Annotated in this window: 20 protein-coding genes and 1 tRNA gene; 15 read left to right on the top strand and 6 right to left on the bottom strand. The window is 76.0% G+C overall.

The window, feature by feature from the left end:
* Positions 1 to 80: 80 nt before the first annotated feature.
* The 3 genes from ACI79V_RS02375 (at position 81) to ACI79V_RS02385 (ending at position 2270) form a co-directional block, all read left to right on the top strand.
* Positions 81 to 1244, top strand: coding sequence for an acyl-CoA dehydrogenase family protein (locus ACI79V_RS02375; protein WP_456886502.1), 1164 nt, complete (start codon positions 81 to 83; stop codon positions 1242 to 1244).
* 98 nt (positions 1245 to 1342) lie between these two features.
* Positions 1343 to 1804, top strand: a complete 462-nt coding sequence (locus ACI79V_RS02380) for a DUF1707 SHOCT-like domain-containing protein (protein ID WP_456886504.1) — start codon at positions 1343 to 1345, stop codon at positions 1802 to 1804.
* 70 nt (positions 1805 to 1874) lie between these two features.
* Positions 1875 to 2270 (top strand): nuclear transport factor 2 family protein, encoded by a 396-nt coding sequence (locus ACI79V_RS02385; RefSeq protein WP_456886506.1) that lies wholly within the window; start codon positions 1875 to 1877, stop codon positions 2268 to 2270.
* A 7-nt stretch (positions 2271 to 2277) separates the two neighbouring features.
* Here ACI79V_RS02385 and ACI79V_RS02390 read toward each other — a convergent pair whose 3' ends face one another.
* A complete protein-coding gene (locus ACI79V_RS02390) occupies positions 2278 to 3339 on the bottom strand; it encodes a hypothetical protein (RefSeq protein WP_456886508.1) in 1062 nt (353 codons plus the stop codon).
* On the bottom strand, positions 3336 to 3851 hold the full coding sequence (locus ACI79V_RS02395; RefSeq protein ID WP_456886510.1) for a SigE family RNA polymerase sigma factor: 516 nt from the start codon (positions 3849 to 3851) through the stop codon (positions 3336 to 3338). Before ACI79V_RS02395 ends, ACI79V_RS02390 begins: the two co-directional genes overlap by 4 nt.
* Positions 3852 to 4060: 209 nt before the next feature.
* On the opposite strand from ACI79V_RS02395, the gene ACI79V_RS02400 reads away from it, so the two are divergent.
* Genes ACI79V_RS02400 through ACI79V_RS02410 form a run of 3 tightly spaced genes read left to right on the top strand, consistent with a single transcriptional unit; the run spans position 4061 to position 7371 of the window.
* Positions 4061 to 4759, top strand: a complete 699-nt coding sequence (locus tag ACI79V_RS02400; RefSeq protein WP_456886512.1) for a hypothetical protein — start codon at positions 4061 to 4063, stop codon at positions 4757 to 4759.
* A gap of 34 nt (positions 4760 to 4793) precedes the next feature.
* Positions 4794 to 6722: a histidine kinase gene (locus ACI79V_RS02405; protein WP_456886514.1), complete on the top strand. Its 1929-nt coding sequence runs from the start codon at positions 4794 to 4796 to the stop codon at positions 6720 to 6722.
* 10 nt (positions 6723 to 6732) lie between these two features.
* Positions 6733 to 7371: a response regulator gene (locus tag ACI79V_RS02410; protein ID WP_456875795.1), complete on the top strand. Its 639-nt coding sequence runs from the start codon at positions 6733 to 6735 to the stop codon at positions 7369 to 7371.
* An 11-nt stretch (positions 7372 to 7382) separates the two neighbouring features.
* Here the strand turns inward: ACI79V_RS02410 and ACI79V_RS02415 are convergent, their stop codons facing one another.
* A complete protein-coding gene (locus ACI79V_RS02415; protein WP_456886515.1) occupies positions 7383 to 7877 on the bottom strand; it encodes a MarR family winged helix-turn-helix transcriptional regulator in 495 nt (164 codons plus the stop codon).
* Positions 7878 to 7933: 56 nt separating this feature from the next.
* Here ACI79V_RS02415 and ACI79V_RS02420 point away from each other — a divergent pair, with 56 nt between their 5' ends.
* Together ACI79V_RS02420 and ACI79V_RS02425 are read left to right on the top strand one after the other, a co-directional pair.
* Positions 7934 to 8917, top strand: a complete 984-nt coding sequence (locus ACI79V_RS02420; RefSeq protein WP_456886517.1) for an ATP-binding cassette domain-containing protein — start codon at positions 7934 to 7936, stop codon at positions 8915 to 8917.
* Positions 8914 to 9762: a hypothetical protein gene (locus tag ACI79V_RS02425; RefSeq protein WP_456886519.1), complete on the top strand. Its 849-nt coding sequence runs from the start codon at positions 8914 to 8916 to the stop codon at positions 9760 to 9762. The genes ACI79V_RS02420 and ACI79V_RS02425 overlap by 4 nt, the downstream gene beginning before the upstream one ends.
* A 70-nt stretch (positions 9763 to 9832) precedes the next feature.
* Here the strand turns inward: ACI79V_RS02425 and ACI79V_RS02430 are convergent.
* A tRNA-Leu gene (locus tag ACI79V_RS02430) sits at positions 9833 to 9918 on the bottom strand.
* A gap of 165 nt (positions 9919 to 10083) precedes the next feature.
* Here ACI79V_RS02430 and ACI79V_RS02435 point away from each other — a divergent pair.
* The 7 genes from ACI79V_RS02435 (at position 10084) to pknB (ending at position 19719) form a co-directional block, all read left to right on the top strand.
* Entirely contained in the window at positions 10084 to 10905 is an 822-nt protein-coding gene (locus tag ACI79V_RS02435; RefSeq protein ID WP_456886521.1) for an FhaA domain-containing protein, read from the top strand.
* Positions 10906 to 10918: 13 nt separating this feature from the next.
* Entirely contained in the window at positions 10919 to 11380 is a 462-nt protein-coding gene (locus tag ACI79V_RS02440) for an FHA domain-containing protein FhaB/FipA (protein WP_456886523.1), read from the top strand.
* Between the two features lie 85 nt (positions 11381 to 11465).
* Complete coding sequence (locus tag ACI79V_RS02445) at positions 11466 to 12872, top strand: PP2C family protein-serine/threonine phosphatase (RefSeq protein WP_456886525.1); 1407 nt, start codon at positions 11466 to 11468, stop codon at positions 12870 to 12872.
* Positions 12872 to 14287, top strand: a complete 1416-nt coding sequence (locus tag ACI79V_RS02450; RefSeq protein WP_456875788.1) for an FtsW/RodA/SpoVE family cell cycle protein — start codon at positions 12872 to 12874, stop codon at positions 14285 to 14287. The genes ACI79V_RS02445 and ACI79V_RS02450 overlap by 1 nt, the downstream gene beginning before the upstream one ends.
* Positions 14284 to 15732: a peptidoglycan D,D-transpeptidase FtsI family protein gene (locus tag ACI79V_RS02455; protein WP_456886527.1), complete on the top strand. Its 1449-nt coding sequence runs from the start codon at positions 14284 to 14286 to the stop codon at positions 15730 to 15732. The genes ACI79V_RS02450 and ACI79V_RS02455 overlap by 4 nt, the downstream gene beginning before the upstream one ends.
* Positions 15732 to 17645 (top strand): serine/threonine-protein kinase, encoded by a 1914-nt coding sequence (locus tag ACI79V_RS02460; RefSeq protein WP_456886529.1) that lies wholly within the window; start codon positions 15732 to 15734, stop codon positions 17643 to 17645. The genes ACI79V_RS02455 and ACI79V_RS02460 overlap by 1 nt, the downstream gene beginning before the upstream one ends.
* Before the next feature lie 139 nt (positions 17646 to 17784).
* The gene (gene pknB, locus ACI79V_RS02465; RefSeq protein ID WP_456886531.1) at positions 17785 to 19719 is read left to right on the top strand and encodes a Stk1 family PASTA domain-containing Ser/Thr kinase; all 1935 of its coding nucleotides are present in this window, start codon (positions 17785 to 17787) and stop codon (positions 19717 to 19719) included.
* Positions 19720 to 19784: 65 nt separating this feature from the next.
* Here the strand turns inward: pknB and ACI79V_RS02470 are convergent, their stop codons facing one another.
* Positions 19785 to 20435 carry an aminodeoxychorismate/anthranilate synthase component II gene (locus tag ACI79V_RS02470; RefSeq protein ID WP_456886532.1) on the bottom strand — a complete coding sequence of 217 codons (651 nt, stop codon included), beginning with the start codon at positions 20433 to 20435 and terminating at the stop codon, positions 19785 to 19787.
* A gap of 24 nt (positions 20436 to 20459) precedes the next feature.
* Positions 20460 to 21236, bottom strand: coding sequence for a DUF881 domain-containing protein (locus ACI79V_RS02475; protein WP_456886534.1), 777 nt, complete (start codon positions 21234 to 21236; stop codon positions 20460 to 20462).
* Positions 21237 to 21258 lie beyond the last annotated feature (22 nt).

Genomic DNA, 21258 nt, shown 5'->3' on the forward strand with positions numbered 1-21258 from the left:
GTCTCCCTACCTCACGCCTGGACGGAGAACAGTACCGCGGTACCGTTCGCAGTACTGCCGTCCGCGACGAAGGGGACCCCGTGGCCGTCGACCGTGAGCTGCCCACCCAGGAGGCCGCCGACCTGATCGCGCTCACCCGCGAGCTCGCCGACGCCGAACTGGCGCCCCGGGCCGCGGAGTACGAGCGCGAGGAGCGCTTCCCGCGGGAGGTGTTCGCCAAGCTGGGCGAGGTCGGCCTGCTGGGGCTGCCCTTCGGCGAGGACGTCGGCGGCGGCGGCCAGCCCTACGCCGTCTACCTGCAGGTGGTCGAGGAGCTGGCGATGCGCTGGGCCACCGTCGCGCTCGGGGTCAGCGTGCACACCCTCGCCTGCGGCCCGATCGACCGCTTCGGCACCCCCGAGCAGCGCGAGCAGTGGCTGCCGGAGATGGTCGGCGGCCGGCTGCTGGGCGCCTACTGCCTGTCCGAGGCGCACGCGGGCTCCGACCCCGCCGCCATGCGCGCCCGCGCCGTCCGCGACGGCGAGGGCTGGGTCGCCTCCGGCGAGAAGGCGTGGGTCACCCACGGCGGGCACGCCGACTTCTACTCCACCTTCCTGCGCACCCCCGACGACGGCGAGCGCGCCATCTCCTGCTTCCACCTCACCCCCGACCTGGCCGGGTTCACCGCGGCCCCGCCCGAGCAGAAGATGGGCCTGACTGGCTCGACGACGGCGGCCATGCGCCTCGACGACGTCGCCGTGCCGGCCGGCCGCATGGTCGGCGAGCCCGGCCGCGGCCTGTCCATCGCCCTGGGCGCGCTCGACTCCGGGCGGCTCGGGGTCAGCGCCGTCGCCGTCGGGCTGGCGCAGTCCGCCCTCGACGTCGCCGTCGCCTATGCGATGGAGCGGGAGGCCTTCGGCCGGCGCATCGTCGACCACCAGGGCGTGGCGTTCCTGCTCGCCGACATGGCCGCCGCCGTCGAGTCCGCCCGCGCCACCTACCTGGTCGCCGCGCGCCGCAAGGACGCCGGGCTGCCCTACTCCCGGCAGGCGAGCATCGCCAAGCTCGTGGCCACCGACGCCGCGATGCGGGTGACCACCGACGCTGTCCAGGTGCTCGGCGGCGCCGGCTACACCCGCGACCACCCCGCCGAGCGGTACATGCGCGAGGCCAAGGTCATGCAGATCTTCGAGGGCACCAACCAGATCCAGCGCATGGTCATCGGCAAGCACCTGGCCAAGGAGGCCACCCCGGCGAACGGCTGACCGTGTGCAGGACGCACGGGCGATCGATGACGTCTGTCAATGGGCACGCCCCGGGACCGCGGGAAGACTCGGGCACACCGCCTGACGAGGAGCCCCCGATGCCCGAGCCGCACCTGCTCGCCGCCGACGCCGACCGCGCCGCCGTGGTCACCCGCCTGGACCAGGGCCTGGCCGACGGCCGGCTGACCCTGGCCGACTACGAGGACCGCTCGGCCCGCGCGCACGCCGCCCGCACCTATGGCGAGCTGGCCGACCTCACCGCGGACCTGCCCGCCGCGGCCCGGCAGCCGGACCGCCGCCCCGCCCCGGTCGCGCGGGCGGTGACCTGCGGTCCGTGGCACGGCGCGTGGGGCGCCGACCTGCGCGCGGCCTGGAGCCAGTGGGCGGTCACCGCGGTGGTCGTCGTCGGCATCTGGCTGGTCTCGATGCTGGCCACCGGCGACCTGCAGTACCCGTGGCCGGTGTGGGTGGTGGGTCCGTGGGGCGTGGTGCTGCTGGCCCGCACGCTCGGCGAGCGGCGTCCGGGGCGCAGCGACCGGCAGCAGCGCCTCCCCGCCTGATCCGGGCGGGTGTCGTCCGGACCGCCCGGGTAGGGGTCCCCCGACCCCAGCCACGCACCCGGAGGACGCCGTGCACACCCTGACCGAGCGCTTCACCGCCGCCCTGCACCACCTCGACGCCGAGCGCGACGCGCAGCCGATGGTCGAGCTGACCGGCGAGGACGCCGTCCTCATGAAGCTCAACGAGGACCACGAGGCCCGCGGGCCGGAGGGCGCCAAGCGCTTCTGGGAGGACTACCGCAACGTCTTCGGCGACCTGGAGACGACGTTCACCTCCAGCACCGTGGGGGAGAGGACCGCGGCGCTGGAGTGGGAGTCGCGCGGCACGCTGCGCAGCGGGAAGCCCTTCCGCTACAAGGGCGTGACCGTGATCGAGAGCGACGGCTCCCACGACGGCCCGCTCACCGGCGTCCGCACCTACTACGACTCCGCCGCGTTCGTGCAGGAGAGCGCCGGCACCGCCTGACCGGTACTCACTCCCCCGTCCGCGCCCGGGCGGCGCAGTCGTCGACGACGGCGTCCCAGCCCGCCCGGGCCTGGACCAGCTCCACGTCGCTGCGCCGTCCCACCGCCATCGGGTAGGTGTAGGTGAGGCCGCCGTCGGCCGCGAAGCGCAGCACGAACCCGTGCGGCAGCAGGCAGGCGACGAAGCGCTCCTCCACGGCGGGGTCGGCCGACAGCGAGGGATCGGCGGCCGAGGCGAACGCCCACGACACCGGGGCGGGGGTCCCCTCCGTCCGCGAGATGTAGCGGAGGCCGGTCGTGGACCCGTCGCGGACGAGCTCGACCACCTCCGAACCGGGGTACACCGGCGCGGGCACCTCGGCGACCAGCGCGCCGTCGTCCTCGGGCAGCTCCGTCCACTCCCGGCCGATCGCACCGTCGCCGAAGCGCACCGTGCCGGGCGAGTAGCGGCCCCCCTCGCCGGGCCGGGTGACGACGGCCAGCACCGGCGCGACGCCGGTCGTGTCGAGCAGCGCCACCGTCGCACCCCGTCCGCTGCGCTCGGGCGGGGCGAGCAGGGTCAGCTCGCCGGGCGCCGCGCCGGGCGGGCCGCCGAACCAGGCGTGCAGCAGCTGGCCCTCGTCCTCGCCCATGACCAGCGCCCAGCGCCGGCCGTCGGGCAGCTCGCCGGCGAAGGCCACGTGCCGTGCCGACTCCGGCGGGCTGAGCTCGGTCCCGCCCGGGCCGAGCGGCGCGGACCAGTCGATGGCCGCCACCCCGGCGACGAAGTCCTCGTCGACGGCGAGCGAGCCGCGGGTGGGGAGGTCGTACAGGAGCGGCGCGGCCTGCGGCGTGCGCTGCCCGGCGCCGGCGACCTCCCCCGCCCCGGGGCCGGCGTCGGGCACGAGGGCCGGCGCCGCGGCCCCGAGCAGGGCGACGGCGAGCGCCCCGGCGACCCAGGCGGCCCGCGTCCGCCGCTGCCGACGGGCCAGCGCGACGGCCGCGTCGGCGGCGTCGGCCCCGCGCGGCGGGCCGGCCTCGGCGGCCAGCCGGTGCAGGGCGTCGCGGACGTCGAGGTCGGGGTGGGTCACGACGGGTTCCTGTCGGTCGAGGAGGCGGTCTCGGGGCCGAGCACCCGGCGCACGGCGGCCAGGCCGCGGGCGGTGTGCGTGCGCACGGTGCTGGGGGAACAGCCGAGCAGGGCGGCGGTCTCGGTCTCGGTGAGGTCCTCGTAGAAGCGCAGCACGAGCACCGCGCGGGCCCGCGGGGAGAGCTGGTCCAGGGCCCGCCGCAGCTCGTCGCCCAGCGCGTACGCGTCCTGCCAGTCCCCGGCGGTGCGGTCGGGCAGCGTCTCGAGCACCTGCTCGCCGTGCCAGAGCCGGCGCCGCCAGTCCAGGTGGCAGTTGAGCAGCAGCCGCCGCACGTAGGCGATCGGGACGTCGGCCCGCTGCACGCGGCTCCAGTGCCGGTAGGTCCGGGCCAGCGCCGTCTGCACGAGGTCCTCGGCGTGGCCGCGGTCGCCGGTGAGCAGGTAGGCGGTGCGCAGCAGCGCTGCCTCGTGCGCCACGACGAACGCCGTGAACTCGTCCCGGTCGGCGCCCATGTCCACCCGCTCCCGTGGTGTCCCTGACCAGTTGACCCGGTGGGAGGCCACGATGCGCGACGGCGGGAGGTCACGAAAGGGTCACGGTTCCCGGTCGCGGTCCCGGTCAGGAGGGGACACCGCTCCCGTGTGCCCGGGACCGGTCCGAGCAGACGGTGAGGGCACACCGGCGGGGACGTCCCGCCGCAGCGGACCCGGAGGTCCCTCAAGTGCACACCACCGCCCCCACCCCCGCCCCGGCCGCGCCGGCGCCCGCGCGCACCCTCGGCCCCGTCGGCCGCCGCCTGGCCGTCACCGGCCTGGTCGTCGGCGCCGTGCTCAACACCGCCGAGGCGGCGCTGCTGCAGTTCCTGCCCGAACGCCCGGAGGAGATCGTCGACCAGCTCGCCCTGGTCGGGGAGCACACCGCCCTGTTCACCACCCGCCTGGTCACCGGCACGCTCGCCATCCCGTTCATGGCGATCGCCTTCCTGGCCGCCGCGGGCCTGCTGGCCACCCGCATGCGCAAGACCGCGTACGCCGCCGGCGCCCTGCTGCTGGCCGGCACGTGGGGCTTCGTGGGCATCCACCTCATGGGCTACCTGCAGCTGCCGGCGTCGGAGTCCGGCGACCTCGACGGCGCGGCCGAGCTCCTGTACGCCGCCGAGGCGCACCCGGTGTTCCTCGCGCTGTTCCTCGCGCCCTTCCTGCTGGGCACGACGCTGGGCATGGTCACGCTCACCGTCGGCCTGCTGCGCTCGGGCGTCGTCCCGCGGTGGATCCCGGCGGCCTGGCTGGTGTTCATCGTGCTCGACTTCTCCGTCGGCGCGGTCGGCCCGGTCGACCCGCACTACCTGTGGCTGGCCGGTGCCCTGGGGCTGGCGGTGCACATCGCCCGCTCGGGCGAGCGGCGCGGCCTCGCCTCCTGACCGGGACCGACCCCGACCCCTACGGTCCCCCGACGTGTACCGGAACCGGCGCGGCAGCCGGGTCGCCCTCCCGGCGGCCCGGCTGCTCGCCGTCGCCGCGGTGCTCGCCACCGCCGCTGCCCTGGCCCTGCCCGTCCTGCGCGGCGGGGACTGGCTGCCGCAGCTCTTCCGGACGCCGGAGCCGGTGGCCGGCCCCAGCTTCGCCGTCGCCGGCGCTCTGCTCGTGGGGCTTCCGCAGGCGCGGCGCCTGGGCTGGCTGCTGGTGGCCGTCGGCTGCTCGGCGTCGGCGTACGTGCTGGCGACGTCCTGGTGGGCCGCGGCCGGCCAGACCGGGCCGGCCGGCTGGGTGCGCGGCTGGGTGTGGGTGCCGGCGCTGCTGCTGGTCACGACGGTCCTGCCGCAGGTGCTCCCCTCCGGCCGGCCGCTGCCCGGCTGGTGGCGGCTCCCGCACGCGGCGGCCCTGGCGCTGACGGTCCTCACCACCGCCGCGCTGGCGCTGCCCCTCGGCATCGGCGACCCGTTCGGCGTCCCCGCCTTCCCCGTCCTGCTGGGCACGCTGGTGCTGGCCGGCGTCGCCTCGCTGGCGGTCCGGGTCCGCCGTGCCGACGGCGTCCAGCGGCGACAGCTGGCCTGGGCCGGCTACGGCGTCGTCGCCGCGATCGCGGCCACCTTCCTCGCGCCGTGGTGGGGCGTCTCGCTGGCCGTGCTGCTCGTGCCGGCCGGGCTCGCCGTCGCCGCGTTCCGGTACCGGCTCTACGACATCGACGTCCTGGTCAACCGCACCGTCGTCGGCGGCGTGCTGCTCGGCCTGACCGCGCTGGTGTACGCGGCCGTGGTCGGCTGGGCCGGGGCGCTGCTGGGCGACCGCCGCGGATGGGCCCCCTTCCTCGCCGCCTTCGCGGTGGCGCTGGCCTTCCACCCCGCCCGGCTGCACGTGCAGCGCCTGGTCGACCGGCTGCTCCACGGCGACCGCGGGGACCCCTACACGCTGCTCACCCGGGTCGACGCCGCCCTCGGTGCCGCCGCCTCCCCGCGGCAGGCGCTGCGCGACGGCGCCGCCGCGGTGGCGACCGGGCTGCGGCTGCGCGGAGCGGCGGTCGAGGTGCCGCTGCCCGGGGGCGCCGTCGTCCGGGAGGAGTCGGGCCGGGTGCCCGACGGCGCCCGCCGGGTGCCGCTGGCGCTGCACGGCGAGCCGGTGGGCGAGCTGCTCGTGGCGCCGCGGGCCGCCGCGGCCGGGCTGGACCCCGCCGACGACCGGGTGCTCGCCGACCTCGCCGGGCGGCTGGCGGCCGCCGCCTACGCGGTGCGGCTCACCGGCGACCTCGCCGAGTCACGGGAGCGGCTGGTCACCGCCCGCGAGGAGGAGCGCCGCCGGCTGCGGCGGGACCTGCACGACGGCCTGGGCCCGCAGCTGTCGGCGGTGGTGATGACCCTGGACACCGCCGGGTCCGCGCTGCGGCGCGACGACGCCGCCCGGGCCGCCACGCTGGTCGCCGCCGCCGGCAGCCAGGCCGCCGACGCGGTCGCCGACGTCCGGCGGCTGGTGCACGGCCTGCGCCCGCCGACGCTCGACGACCTGGGGCTGCTCGGCGCGCTGCGCGCCGGCGCCGCGCCGCTGGTCGAGGGGGGACCGCGGGTGACGGTGACCGGCGAGGGCGAGCTGACCGGACTGCCCGCCGCCCTCGAGGTCGCCGCGCTGCGCATCGCCCAGGAGGCGCTGCACAACGCCGTCCGCCACGCGGGCGCGCGCACCGTCGCCGTGCACGTCCGGGCCTGCGCGGACGCCGTCGAGGTCGAGGTCACCGACGACGGCCGCGGGCTGCCCGAGCGGCCGGTCGCCGGCGTCGGCCTGCTGTCGATGCGCGAGCGCGCCGCCGAGCTGGGCGGGTCCTGCTCCGTCGGTCCCGGCGAGCCGTCGGGCACCCGCGTCCACGCCGTCCTGCCGCTGCCGGCAGCCGACTGAGGAGGACCCCGTGCGCGCCGTCGTCGCCGACGACCACCCCGTGTTCCGCCAGGGCCTGCGGGTCCTGCTCGAGGACCTCGGCGTCGACGTCGTCGCCGAGGCCCCGGACGGGACCGCGGCCGTCGAGGCGGCGCTGCGGGAGCGCCCGGACGTCGTCCTGATGGACGTGCAGATGCCCGGCCTGTCGGGGATCGAGGCGACCCGGCAGCTGGTGGAGCAGTGGCCGGAGGCCCGGGTGCTGGTGCTCACCATGGTCGCCGACGACGAGGCCGTGTTCGCGGCCGTGCAGGCCGGCGCGCTCGGCTACGTGCTCAAGGGCGCCGGCCAGGCGGAGATCGGCCGGGCGCTGGAGTCGGTCGCCGCCGGGCAGGCGGTCTACGGCGCGGAGGTCGCCCGGCGGCTGCGGGCATTCTTCACCGCGGGGTCCGGCGTGGTCGCGAAGCCCTTCCCGGAGCTGTCCGACCGCGAGCGGGAGGTCCTGGACCTGATCGCCGCCGGGCTGCCGAACACCGCGATCGCCTCCCGGCTGTTCCTGTCGGAGAAGACCATCCGCAACAACGTGACGTCGATCTTCGCCAAGCTGGCGGTGCGCGACCGCGCCGAGGCGGTGGTGCGGGCGCGCGAGGCGGGGCTGGGGCGCGGCCGGTAGGGGCGCGCGCCTCAGCCGGCCGTCGTCTCTCCGGGGGCTTCTCCGGTGGCCGCGGCGTCGGCCGTGGCCGCCTCGGCCGCGTCGACGCAGGCCCGCAGGAACCGCTCGACCACCTCGGCCTCGTCCGGCGGCAGGTCGCCGGCCACCCCGCGCAACCGCCCACCCAGGGGGCGGAAGGCAGCGGCGGTCAGGTCCCGCGCCCGCTCGGGGAGCACCAGCACGCTGCTGCGCCGGTCGTGCTCGGCGGGGACGCGGACCACGTGGCCGGCCCGCTCCAGCCGGCCGATGAGCGCCGAGGTCGCGGGCGCGCTGAGCGACAGGGCCGCGGCCAGCCGGCTCGGGGTCAGCGGGTCGCGGCGGGCCTGGGCCCCCCACAGGTGCCCCAGCGCCTCGAGGTCGGTGCGGTGCAGCGCGTGCCGCCGGGCGACGACGTCGGCGAAGCGGTCACTGACCAGGGTGAACTCGCGCAGCAGGGCCACCAGGTCCCCCGCCCGTTGCGCGTCCACCCGCGGGATGCTACTACTTCCATCATGGAAGCACTTGGGTCGGCAGGGCCCCCTCGGTGATCGAGGTCGACGGGCTGGTGAAGCACTACGGGCCCTCGCGCGCGCTGGACGGGCTCTCCTTCACCGCCCGTCCCGGCACCGTGACCGGTTTCCTGGGCCCGAACGGTGCCGGCAAGTCCACCTCCCTGCGGATCCTGCTCGGCCTGGACCGGGCCGACGCCGGCACCGCGACCGTCGCGGGCCGGCGCTACGCCGACCTCCGCGCACCGCTGCACCTGGTGGGCAGCCTGCTCGACGCCCGGGCGGTCGCACCCCGGCTGAGCGCCCGCGCGCACCTGCTGGCGCTCGCGCGCAGCAACGGCATCGGCGCCGGCCGCGTCGGCGAGGTCCTGACCACCTGCGGGCTGGAGGACGCGGCACGCCGCCCGGTCGGGGGCTTCAGCCTCGGTATGAGCCAGCGCCTGGGCCTGGCCGGCGCCCTGCTCGGCGACCCTGCCGTCCTGGTCCTCGACGAGCCGGTCAACGGCCTCGACCCCGAGGGCGTCATCTGGATCCGGGAGCTGCTCCGGGAGCTGGCCGGCGAGGGCCGCACCGTGCTGCTGTCCTCGCACCTGATGAGCGAGATGGCCGTGACCGCGCACGACCTGGTCGTCATCGGGCGCGGGCGGTTGCTCGCCCAGACCACGGTCGCCGACGTCACCGCCCGCGCGGAGGGGTCGGGTGTGCGCGTCCGCACGCCCGACCCGCGCGCTCTCGCCGACCTGCTGCGGGCGCGCGGCCTGGAGGTCACTCCCGACGGGCCGCCGGCCGACGACGGCCGCGGTGCGCTGTGGGTGCGCGCCGTCAGCACCGACGAGGTCGGCCGGATCGCCGCCGAGCACGGGGTGACCCTGCTGGAGCTCAGCGCCCGGCAGGGGTCGCTCGAGGACGCCTACCTGCAGCTCACCGCGGAGGTGGCGCAGTACCGCGGCCGGCCACCCGCGACCGACGTCCCGGGCAACGCGGCGACGGGTGCCGGCGCCGGGCGGGCCGCCGCGTGAGCGCCTCCGACGCCGGCCCGGCCGCCGGGGCCGCCGTCCTCGCCGACCGGCTGGCGCGGGCCGCACCGGGGCGGCGCCGCCAGCTGGTGCGGGCCGTCTCCGCCGAGTGGGTCAAGGCCCGGTCGTTGCCGTCCACCTGGACGGCGCTCGGGACCTTCCTCGGCATCATGCTCGGCCTGGCGGTGCTCATCCCCCTGACCCGCGACCTGGGGTCGCTGCCACCGGCCGAGCGGGCCCGGGTCGAGCCGGTGGCCGAGGCGCTCAGCGGCGTGTTCATGGGTCAGGTCGCCCTGGCCCTGCTCGGCGCGCTGCTGGTCACCGCCGAGTTCTCCTCCCGCGCCATCACCGTCACCGGCCTCGCCGTACCGCAACGGCGGGTGCTGCTGGCCGCCAAGGCGCTGCTCCTGCTGACCCTCACCGTGCCGGTCGCCGTCCTGGCCACCACCGTCGGCACCGCCGTCGGCCTGGGCATCCTCCGCGGGCAGGGCCTCACCGTGGGCCTGACCGACGCCGGCGTCCCCCGAGCCGTCCTCGGCGCAGCGGCCTACCTGGTCCTCGTGGCACTGCTCGGCCTGGCCGTGGGGACGCTGCTGCGCTCGACCGCGGCGACCGTGGTGCTGCTCACCGGCGCGCTGTTCCTGCTCCCGGTGCTGGTCGGGCTCCTGCCGGCCGCCATCGCGGACGCGGTCGGACCGTGGCTCCCCAGCCAGGCCGGGCAGGCGGTCCTCCAGCTCGGCGACCCGGCCGGCTACCTCCCACCGGTCGCGGGCGTCCTGGTGCTGGCCGCCTACACCGCCGTCCTGCTGGCCGCCGCTGCCCGGGTGGTCAGCCGCCGCGACCTCTGATCCCCGGGACCGGGCACCGGGCCGGACGCGCGAGACCCCGCCCGGTGGTCCGGACGGGGTCTCGACGTGCTGGTGGGCAAGGGGGGAGTTGAACCCCCACGTCCTTCCGGACACACGGACCTGAACCGTGCGCGTCTGCCATTCCGCCACTTGCCCTGGCGAGGAACGACCTTAGCAGCCGGCCGGCCGCAGCCGGCGGAGGGGGCCCCGTCGCGGCGGGCGGCCCGCGTGGCGCGTCGCGTCGCGGGCCGGTCACCGCCCGTCGGCACGGCTAGGATCGTCGGGAGGACCATCGGTACCGGGTGAGGTGGAGGAGCGACTGTGGGCGTGCTGCAGCGCTTCGAGCGACGCCTCGAGGGGATGGTCGGCGTCGCCTTCGCCCGCCTGTTCAAGGGCAAGGTCCACCCCGCCGAGATCGCCAAGGCCCTGCAGCGGGAGGCCGACGAGCAGCGCTCCGTCATGGGCGAGGGCCGCGTGCTGGCGCCCAACGTCTACGACGTGCGGCTGGGTCCCACCGACTACGAGAACCTCGCCGAGTGGTCCGAGCAGCTGGCCGCCCAGCTCGCCGACATGGTCTCCGAGCACATCGAGGGCGAGGGCTGGCAGGTCTTCGGCACCGTGCAGGTCCGCCTCGAGCGCGACGACGACCTGCCCACCGGGGTCTTCGAGGTCAGCTCGCACGTCGCCGACCCCGCGCGGCCGGGCTCCCGCGCCGACGGCGCCGTTGTCCCGCCGCCCCCGCCGATGACCGGCTCCGGCGCGGTCCCGCCGCTGCCGCCGCTGCCCGGGCGGGTCGCCACCGACACCGGCCGGCAGCACCCGTCGGTGGTCGGCCGCGCCGGCTCCCGGCCCGGCGTGACGCACGTGCTCGTCGTCGACGGGCCCGGCACCCGGCACGAGCTGACCACCGGCCGCAACGTGATCGGCCGCGGCACCGACGCCGACATCCGGCTGCCCGACACGGGCGTGAGCCGCAAGCACGTCGACGTCGTCCTGGAGAGCGGCACCGCCGTCGCCGAGGACCTCGGCTCGACCAACGGCACGCTGGTCAACGGCCGCCGGATCAGCCGGCAGGCACTGTCCGACGGCGACGTCATCCGCATCGGGCACTCCGTGCTGGTGTACCGGCAGGACGGCACGTGAGCGGGCGCCGGTCGTGACCGCCGAGATCGTCCTGCAGCTGTTCCGCTTCGGGTTCCTGCTGCTGCTGTGGCTGTTCATCTTCGCCGCGTTCCGCGTGGTGCGGGCCGACCTGTTCGGCGGCCGCGCCGGGCGGGTGGCCTCGGTGCCCCCGCGCGCCGCCGCCCCCGGCCGGCGGCGCGGACGCGGCCCGCGCACGCTGGTCGTGACCGCCGGCCCGCTGACCGGTACCAAGATCACCCTCGGGGAGCAGCCGATCCTCATCGGCCGCGCCGACGACTCCACGCTCGTCCTCACCGACGACTTCGCCAGCTCCCGGCACGCGCGGCTGACCAACCGGGGTGGACAGTGGTACGTCGAGGACCTCGGCTCCACCAACGGCACCTACCTGGACCAGCAGCGGGTGCAGGGGCCGTTGCTGGTGGCTCCCGGCCAGCCGATCCGCATCGGCCAGACCGCCCTGGAGCTGCGCGGATGACCTCGCTGACGACCACGACGACGCACGCGCCGACGACGGGCGCGACGACCACGGGGAGCGACCGAGCAGACGTGAGCAGGGTCCGATGAGTCTCGCGCTGCGCTACGCCGCCCGCTCCGACCGCGGTCTGGTCCGCGGCAACAACCAGGACTCGGTGTACGCCGGGCCCCGGCTGCTGGCCGTGGCCGACGGCATGGGCGGCCACGCGGCCGGCGACGTCGCCAGCAAGGTCGTGATCGCCGCCCTCGAGCACCTCGACGACGACGCGCCCAGCGGCGACATGCTGCAGGCGCTGCGCGAGGCGGTCTTCGACGGCAGCGAGCACCTGCGCGAGGTCATCCGCGAGTCGCCGCAGCTGGAGGGCATGGGCACCACGCTCACCGCCGTCCTGTTCGCGGGCGGCCGGATCGCCCTGTGCCACGTCGGCGACTCCCGCGCCTACCTGCTGCGCGACGGCGTCCTCACCCAGATCACCCACGACGACACGTTCGTGCAGACGCTCATCGACGACGGCCGGATCACGCCCGAGGAGGCCAACCACCACCCGCAGCGCTCGCTGCTGCTGCGGGCCCTCAACGGCCAGGACGTCGACCCCGACCTGTCGATGCGCGAGGCCCGCGCCGGCGACCGCTACCTGCTGTGCTCCGACGGGCTGTCCGGTGTGGTCAGTGAGGAGACGCTGGCCCACGCGCTCGAGGACCCCGACCCCCAGTCGACCGCCGACCGGCTGGTCGAGCTCGCGCTGCGCAGCGGCGGCCCGGACAACATCACCGTGATCGTCGCCGACGTCGTCGAGGACAACGGCTCGGGCAGCATGGACCCGGTCGTCGACGGCGCCGCCGGCGACAACCGCGGGCAGCGCGAGGTCGACCCCCGCTCGGCCGCGGGGCGGGCGGCCCTCGCCGATCCGCCGCCGGTCCCGCCACCCGCGCCGACCGCACCCACGGCCGCTGCTCCCCCCGACCGTCGCCGCTCCCGGCGGCGGTTGTTCGTCGCTGGGGGCGCGGTGCTCCTCCTGGTGGGCGCCGGCATCGCCACCTGGCTGTGGGTCCTCACGCACTGGTTCGTGGGCGTGGCGGCGGCCGCCGACGGCAGCGACCACGTGGCGGTCTTCCGCGGGTTCAACGCCGACCTGCTCGGGCTCGACCTCTACCGCGTCGACGAGGTCACCGACATCCCGCTCGAGGACCTGTCGTCCTACGACCAGAACAGCGTCCGGCAGGGCATCGACGCCGACGACGTCGACGACGCCCAGCGCATCGTCGACGACCTGCACGCGGCCGCCGTCCCCGAGTGCCCGGCCGGGGTGACCGAGGAGCGGTCCTCCGACAGCCCCGCCTCCAGCGCGGCGCCGTCCGACCTGTCCCCGCTCCCCACCGAGGGTGGCCTGCCGGTCCCCCCGTCCGAGTCCTCCCCGACGTCGCCGAGCCTCTCGACGTCCTCCTCGACCACGGGGCCCGAGCCGGGGGTGGACTGCCGGGAGGCGGAGTGATGGGCAGCCCCTCCACCGACCCCCGGGCCGCGCTCCCCGGCACGGTCGTCCCGAAGCGGCGCAACACCGAGCTGGCGCTGCTGGGCTTCGCCGTGCTCATCACCCTCGCGGCGCAGTGCATCGTCGACATCACCCTCACCGGCTCGCTGCGCCCGGAACTGGCCACCTTCGGCGGCTGGTTCGCCGCGCTGTGGCTGGTGGTGCACCTGGTGGTCCGCCGCTTCGCGCCCTACGCCGACCCGCTGCTGCTGCCCGCCGTCGCGGTGCTCTCGGGCCTGGGCCTGACGATGATCCACCGGCTCGACCTGGCCGGCCTGCAGGTCGACGCCGAGGCCACCCGCGAGGACGCCCCCGTCCAGCTGCTGTGGGCCACCGTGGGCGTCGCGCTGTTCGTCGCCATCCTCGTGGTCCTCCGCGACCACCGGCTGCTGTCGCGCTTCGCCTACACCCTCGGCCTGGTCGGCCTGGTGCTGCTCGCGCTGCCCGCGGTGCTGCCCGCGTCGGTCTCGGAGGTCTACGGCGCCAAGATCTGGATCCGCGTCGCCGGGTTCAGCATCCAGCCCGGCGAGTTCGCCAAGATCTGCCTGATCGTCTTCTTCGCCGCCTACCTGGTCGACAAGCGCGACGTCCTGGCCCTGGCCAGCCGCCGCGTCGCCGGGCTGGAGCTGCCCCGCGGCCGCGACCTGGGCCCGGTGCTCGCCGTCTGGGTGGTGTCGATCCTCGTGCTCGTCTTCGAGCGCGACCTGGGCAGCTCGCTGCTGCTGTTCGGCATCTTCGTGGTGATGCTCTACATCGCCACGGAGCGGGCCAGCTGGCTGCTCATCGGCCTGGGCCTGTTCGCCGCCGGGGCGTTCCTCGCCTACCAGCTGTTCGGGCACGTCCGGGTCCGCGTCGACACCTGGCTGGACCCCTTCGCCTACCGCGACGAGGGCGGCTACCAGCTCGTCCAGTCGCTGTTCGGCCTGGGCACCGGCGGGCTGTTCGGCGCCGGGCTCGGCGGCGGCCGCCCCGACCAGGTGCCGGTGGCCAAGAGCGACTTCATCGCCTCCGCGCTCGGCGAGGAGCTGGGCCTGTTCGGCCTGGTCGCGGTCATCGTGCTGTACCTGATCCTGGTCGAGCGCGGCCTGCGGACGTCGCTGGTCGTGCGTGACGCCTTCGGCAAGCTGCTCGCCGGCGGGCTGTCCTTCGCCATCGCCTGGCAGCTCTTCGTCGTCCTCGGCGGCGTCACCGGCCTGCTGCCGCTGACCGGCCTGACGACGCCGTTCGTCGCCTACGGCGGCTCGTCGCTGGTGGCCAACTTCGGCCTGGTCGCCATCCTGGTGCGCATCAGCGACGCCGCCCGCCGCCCGGCCACCCCGCCCGCCCCGCCGAAGCAGGCGCTGGGCGAGGCCCCGACCGAGGTCGTGAGCTCGTGAACGCCCCGCTGCGACGGGTGGCGATCAGCGTGCTGGTGCTGTTCACGCTGCTGATCGTCAACGTCAACTACATCCAGGTCGTGCGCTCCGACGAGCTGCGCGAGGACTCCGGCAACACCCGCGTGCTCACCGAGGAGTACTCGCGCGAGCGCGGGTCGATCGTGGTCGACGGCACCGAGGTGGCGCTGTCGGTGCCCACCCAGGACACGCTGAAGTACCTGCGCCAGTACCCGCAGGGGCCCACGTACGCGGCGGTCACCGGCTACTACTCGCTCATCTACAACAGCTGGCAGATGGAGCGGGCGGCCAACGACGTGCTCACCGGCTCCGACGCGCGGCTGTTCACCCGCCGGCTGGCCGACCTGTTCACCGGCCGCGACCCGGCCGGCGGCGACGTCGTCCTGACCCTGGACCCGGGCGTCCAGGAGGCCGCCATGGCCGGCCTGGAAGGGGTGACCGGCGCCGTCGTCGCGCTGGACCCGTCCACCGGCGCGGTGCTGGGCATGGCCAGCACGCCCACCTACGACCCCGCGCAGCTGTCCAGCCACGACCCGCAGGCGATCCGCGACTACGCCGCCGAGCTCGACGCGCTGGAGGCCGACCCGCGGCTGAACCGCGCGATCCAGGACAACTACCCGCCCGGCTCGGTGTTCAAGGTGATCGTGTCGGCCGCGGCGCTGGCGACCGGGGAGTACACCCCCGACACCGTCGTCCCGGCGCCGGACACGCTCACCCTGCCGGGCACCTCGACCCAGCTGCGCAACTTCGGCAACTCCTCGTGCAGCAGCAGCCAGGAGCAGTCGCTGATCGACGCGCTGACCATCTCCTGCAACACCGCCTTCGCCCAGCTGGGCATCGACCTCGGTGAGGACCGCGTGCGCGAGATGGCCGAGGCCTTCGGCATGACCGGCGAGGGACTGGACATCCCGCTCGAGGTGGCCGGCAGCAGCGTCGGCGACATCGAGAGCGAGGCGGCGCTCGGGCAGAGCTCGATCGGCCAGCGCGACGTGCGGATGACCCCGCTGCAGGCGGCCATGGTCGCCGCCGCCGTGGGCAACGACGGGACCCTGATGACGCCCTACCTGATCGACCAGGTGCGCGCCCCCGACCTGACGGTCCTCGACCAGGCCGACCCGGAGACGTTCTCCGAGCCGGTCACCCCCGAGGTCGCCGACCAGCTGCAGGAGATGATGGAGAGCGTCGTCGCCAACGGCAGCGGCCGGGCCGCCCGCATCGCGGGGGTGACCGTCGCCGGCAAGACCGGGACCGCGCAGGTCTCCGGGGACGTCCCCGACCACAACTGGTTCGTCGGCTTCGCCCCGGCCGACGACCCGCAGATCGCCGTCGCGGTGTTCGTCGCGAACGGCGGGGGTACCGGCGGGGACGTCTCCGCACCGATCGCCGGCGACGTGATGCAGGCCTACCTCGAGGGTCAGGGGGGCTGATGGCCCTGTCCACCGGCACCATCCTGGCCGGCCGCTACGAGATCACCGAGCCCATCGCCACCGGCGGCATGGGCGAGGTGTGGCGCGCCCGCGACCGGGTGCTGGACCGGGTCGTCGCCGCCAAGGTGCTGCGCAGCGAGTTCACCGGCGACCCCAGCTTCGTCGCCCGGTTCCGCAACGAGGCCCGGCACACCGCGGCGCTCTCGCACCCGAACATCGCCTCGGTCTACGACTACGGCGAGAGCACCGACGAGCGCGGGCACCAGCTGGCGTTCCTCGTCATGGAGCTGGTCGAGGGCAAGCCGCTGGTGACGATCCTCCACGAGGAGGGCCGGCTGCCGGTCGACTGGACGCTGCACGTGCTCGGGCAGTCCGCCGACGGCCTGTCCGCAGCGCACGCCGCCGGGGTGGTGCACCGCGACATCAAGCCGGGCAACCTCATCGTCCGGCCCGACGGCGTGGTCAAGCTGACCGACTTCGGCATCGCCCGCACCCGCGACGCGACGCCGCTGACCCGCACCGGCATGGTCGTGGGCACCGCGCAGTACCTCTCCCCCGAGCAGGCGCAGGGCATGGAGGTCACCGCCGCCTCCGACGTCTACTCGCTGGGCGTGGTGGGCTACGAGTGCCTCACCGGCGGGCGGCCCTTCGACGGCACCTCGCAGGTCGCCATCGCGCTGGCGCACATCAACCGGACGCCCCCGCCGCTGCCGGCGGAGATCCCCCCGCAGGTCCGCCTGCTCATCGAGCGGGCGCTGGCGAAGGACCCGCGCGACCGGTTCGCCGACGGCGCCGCCTTCGCCGCCGCGATCCGCTCGGTGGCCGGCGGCAACGGGCTAGGCCCGGCGACCGCGGCGACCGGGGCGCCGTCCACCGGCCTCGCGGCGGCGACCACCGAGGTGATCCCGGAGGTCGACGGCGACGGCACCCGGGTGCTGGGCGGGCCGGTGGCCGGTGCCGCCGCCGGCGCCGCCGCGGTGGCCGGCCCGCGCACCGGGGGCCGGCACGCGGCCGGGGCGCGCACCATGCCGCCGCTGCAGGGCCCGCCGGTCGACGATGACGACGACCGCGGCCGGGTCGCGGCCGGCGCGCCGCGCGGCGGCAACCGCCGGTGGGCGGTGGTCCTGGCGTCGCTCGCGCTGGTCGCGGCGCTCGTCGCCGGCGCCTGGTTCCTCCTGTCCGGCAACGGCGAGGGCGAGGGCGGCACCACCGCCGACCCCACCGCGACCAGCAGCGCGCCGACCGGCGGCTCGGCCGACCCCACCCAGGACCTCGTCACCATCCCCGCGGCCGCGCAGTACCTCGGGGAGGACGCCGACGACGTCGAGGCCGTGCTGCGCGAGGCGGGCCTCGACGTCGCCCGTGTCGACGCCACCGACGAGGACCTCGCCGCCGCAGGGATCGAGCTGAGCGCCGGGGACGTCGCCGCGGTCGACCCGGCGGGCATCCCGGTCCCCCGCGGCACCACCGTCACGCTGTCGGTGGCCCAGCAGGACTACAGCCCCGAGGTGGCCGAGGAGCCGGAGGACTCCGGCAGCGGCGACGACCAGGGCGGTGAGGACACCGGCGACCAGGGTGGCGACGGCACCGGCGGCCAGGGCAACGGCGGCGGGGGCGGCGGTCAGACCCAGTCGTCGGGCCCGACCCGGTCCTCCACCTCGTCGTCGGCGAGCAGCAGCTCGTCGTCGGCCCCGTCGACCACGACGCCGAGCAGTCCGCCGGCGACCCAGGGCGGCACCACGGCGCCGCCACCGACGGCGGACCCCACGACCGGGGACGACGGGACGACCGACGGGACCGGCACCGACCCGGACACCGGCGGGGGGACCGGGGCCGGAGCCGGCGCGGGGGCCGGGTCCTGGACGCCCGGCCCGGCGTCCGCTGGGGCTGCCGGGGCCGGCGGTACGCAGTAGTGACACCGCTCCTCCGCGGTGCCCGCGTCACGGGCTCCCCCGCCGTTAGGCTGCCCGCCGGGACCGGGGACGGCCCCGCCGCTCCTCCGTGTCCGGGTCCGCCCGCGCCGCACCACCGCACCGCCCGAGAGGACCACCGATGACCACCCCCCAGGTTCTCGGCGAGCGCTACGAGATCGGCGGGGTGCTCGGCCGCGGCGGCATGGCGGAGGTGCACCGCGGGCGCGACCTGCGGCTGGGTCGCGAGGTCGCGGTCAAGGTGCTGCGCAGCGACCTGGCGCGCGACCCCTCGTTCCAGGTGCGGTTCCGGCGGGAGGCGCAGGCGGCCGCGTCGCTCAACCACCCGGCGATCGTGGCGGTGTACGACACCGGCGAGGACCGCACGAGCACCGGCGCGACGCCCTACATCGTCATGGAGTACGTCGAGGGCGAGACCCTGCGCGACGTGCTGCGCCGCGACGGCGTCCTGGCGCCGGAGCGGGCGATGAGCCTGACCGCCGACATCTGCGCCGCCCTCGACTTCAGCCACCGCAACGGCATCGTGCACCGCGACGTGAAGCCGGGGAACGTGATGATCACGCCCGACGGCTCGGTCAAGGTCATGGACTTCGGCATCGCCCGCGCCGTCTCCGACTCCGCCGCGACGATGACCTCCACGGCCGCCGTCATCGGCACCGCGCAGTACCTCTCCCCCGAGCAGGCCCGCGGCGAGTCGGTCGACGCCCGCTCCGACGTCTACTCGGTCGGCTGCCTGCTGTTCGAGCTGGTGACCGGGGCGCCGCCGTTCACCGGCGACTCGCCGGTGTCGGTGGCCTACCAGCACGTGCGGGAGGACCCGCGGCTGCCGTCGTCGATCAACCCGCGGGTGCCGCCGGACCTCGACGCGATCGTCCTCAAGGCGCTGAGCAAGAACCCGGCCAACCGCTACCAGTCGGCCGCGGAGATGCGCAACGACCTGCTCCGGGCGCTGGCCGGGCAGCGGGTCGAGGCCACCCCCGTCATGGGCGACGACGAGAAGACCACCATCCTCGGCGCCACCCCGGCCGGCTACGGCGCCGGCGACTGGGACGACGACGAGGCGGCCGGCCGGCGCCGGCGCAACCGCGTCATCGCCGCCGTCGTCGGGGCCCTGGTGCTCATCGGCGCCGTCGTCGGGGTCGCGCTGCTGGTCGACTCCGGTGGCGAGGACGACCCGGCACCGGAGGCCACCACCACGCAGGTCACCGTCCCGGCGCTGGTCGGGGAGCAGCAGGCCGACGCCGAGGCGGCGCTGCGGGAGGCCGGCCTGACCGTCGGCGAGGTGACCCAGCAGGTCACCGACGACGACGCCGCCGTCGGCACGGTGCTCGACAGCGACCCGGACAGCGGGGCGCAGGTCCCGGAGGACACCACGGTGGCCCTCACCGTCGGTGTCGCCCCCGACACCGCGACGATGCCGCAGGTCGTCGGCCTCGACGAGGACCGGGCCAGGACGGCGCTGGAGAACGCCGGCCTGACCGGCAACGTCAACTCCGACCAGGCCGACTCGCTCGAGGCCGAGGGCACGGTCGTCGCGGTGGACCCCGAGGAGGGGACGGCGGTCGACCCGGACACCACCGTGACGCTGTCGGTCTCCGACGGCACCGCGGCCGTCCCCGACGTCACCGGCCAGGAGCAGAGCGCGGCCACCCAGGCGCTGCGCGCGGAGGGGTTCACCAACGTCACGACCGAGGAGGTCGACTCCGACCAGCCGGCCGGGACCGTCGTCGCCACCGCTCCCGCGGCCGGCCAGCAGGCCGCCGCCGACGACCAGATCACCCTGCAGGTGTCCGGCGGACCGGCACCGATCGAGGTCCCCGACGTCGTCGGTGACCAGCAGGCGGCAGCTCAGCAGGCGTTGCAGGCTGCCGGTTTCACCAACGTGACGGTTGCGACGACACCCGCCACCGACCCGGGCGACGTGGGGGTGGTCGTGTCCGTCACCCCCCCGCCCGGCACCGCGGTCGCTGCTGACCAGCAGATCGTCCTGACCTTGGGAGCCCCTCCGACCGGGACCCCGAGCAACCCGAGCACGGAGACCCCCAGCGGGAACTGATCGTCCCTGAGACGTAGTGAGGGCCCCTCCCGGACGGGAGGGGCCCTCACTGCGTCACCGGGGCGTCAGGAGACGGCGGCGGAGAGGCGACGCGCACCGGCCGCGGCGGCCTCGACGACGGCCTCGTCCGGGGCCAGGCCGCACGCGGCCAGCCACGTGGCCAGCATCCGGTGGCCCCCCTCGGTGAGCACCGACTCGGGGTGGAACTGCACCCCCTCGACAGGCAGCTCGCGGTGCCGCAGCGCCATGACGATGCCCGACGGCGTGGTGCCGGTGACCTCGAGCTCGGCGGGGACGGTCTCCCGGTCGACGGCGAGGGAGTGGTAGCGGGTGGCGGTGAACGGCGAGGGCAGGCCGGCCAGGACGCCCACGCCGTCGTGCACCACCTCGCTGGTCTTGCCGTGCAGCAGCTCGGGCGCGCGGACCACCTCGGCGCCGAAGGCCTCCGCGATGGCCTGGTGGCCCAGGCACACGCCGAGCACCGGGGTGCCGGCCTCGGCGGCGGCGCGCACCATCGGCACGGTCACACCGGCACCGGCGGGCGTGCCCGGGCCGGGGGACAGCAGCACCCCGGCGACGTCGAGGTCGGCGAGCTCGTCGACCGTCACCGCGTCGTTGCGGCGCACCACGCACTGCACACCGAGCTGGCCGAGGTACTGGACCAGGTTGTAGACGAAGCTGTCGAAGTTGTCGACGACGAGGACCGGGCGGCTCACGGTCCCTGTGTACACGCGCGCGGCTCAGCCGTCAGCGGCTGTGGCGTAGGCCATGTCCAGCGGCGCGGTGTAGGCCGGCAGCAGGACCTCCGGCCGGTCCCGCACGGCGAAGGCGAGACCGAAGTCCTCGACCGCCTGCCGGAAGACCGCCACCTGCGGGGAGGCGTCGAGCTGGGCCCGGACGGCGGCGGGGTCCACGACGGCGGTCACGACGAACGGCGGCGACCAGGTCCGGCCGTGCAGCAGCAGCACGTTGCCCACGCAGCGGACGGCGCTGGTCGCGATGAGCCGCTGGTCCATGATCGCCACGCCGTCGGCACCGGCAGCCCAGACGGCGTTGACCACGGCCTGGACGTCGGACTGGTGGATGACGACGTCGTCGGGACGGGCACCGGCCGGCAGGCTGCCGTCGGGCCGGCGCGGGGCGTCGTCCAGGGTGATCTCCACCCCCCGGCCCCGCAGCGCCACCACGCCCGCCGAGACCGAGCCCTGATCGCCGTCGGCCTGCGCGGCGGCGACCGCGCCGTCGCGGCCGGCGGCCTGGTCGGTGAGCACCTGGCCCTGCCGCCGCAGCTCCGCGAGCTGGGTCTCCTGCTCGGCGATGACCTCGTTGCGCTCGGCGATGAGCGCCGAGAGCTCGGTGACGTCGCCGGCGCGCAGGTCCGACCCCTGCGCGGTCTGGCCCGAGGTGGCGAACAGCAGCCCCGCGGCCAGCGCGACCACCGGCACGAGCGCGCCCCAGGCGGTCCGCCGGCGCCGGACCGGTCCCGGTCCCGCGGCCGGGGACTCCGAGGGCGTCACGGGGGCTCCAGGAGGACGGGAG

This window comes from Geodermatophilus sp. SYSU D00700 (assembly GCF_054050255.1).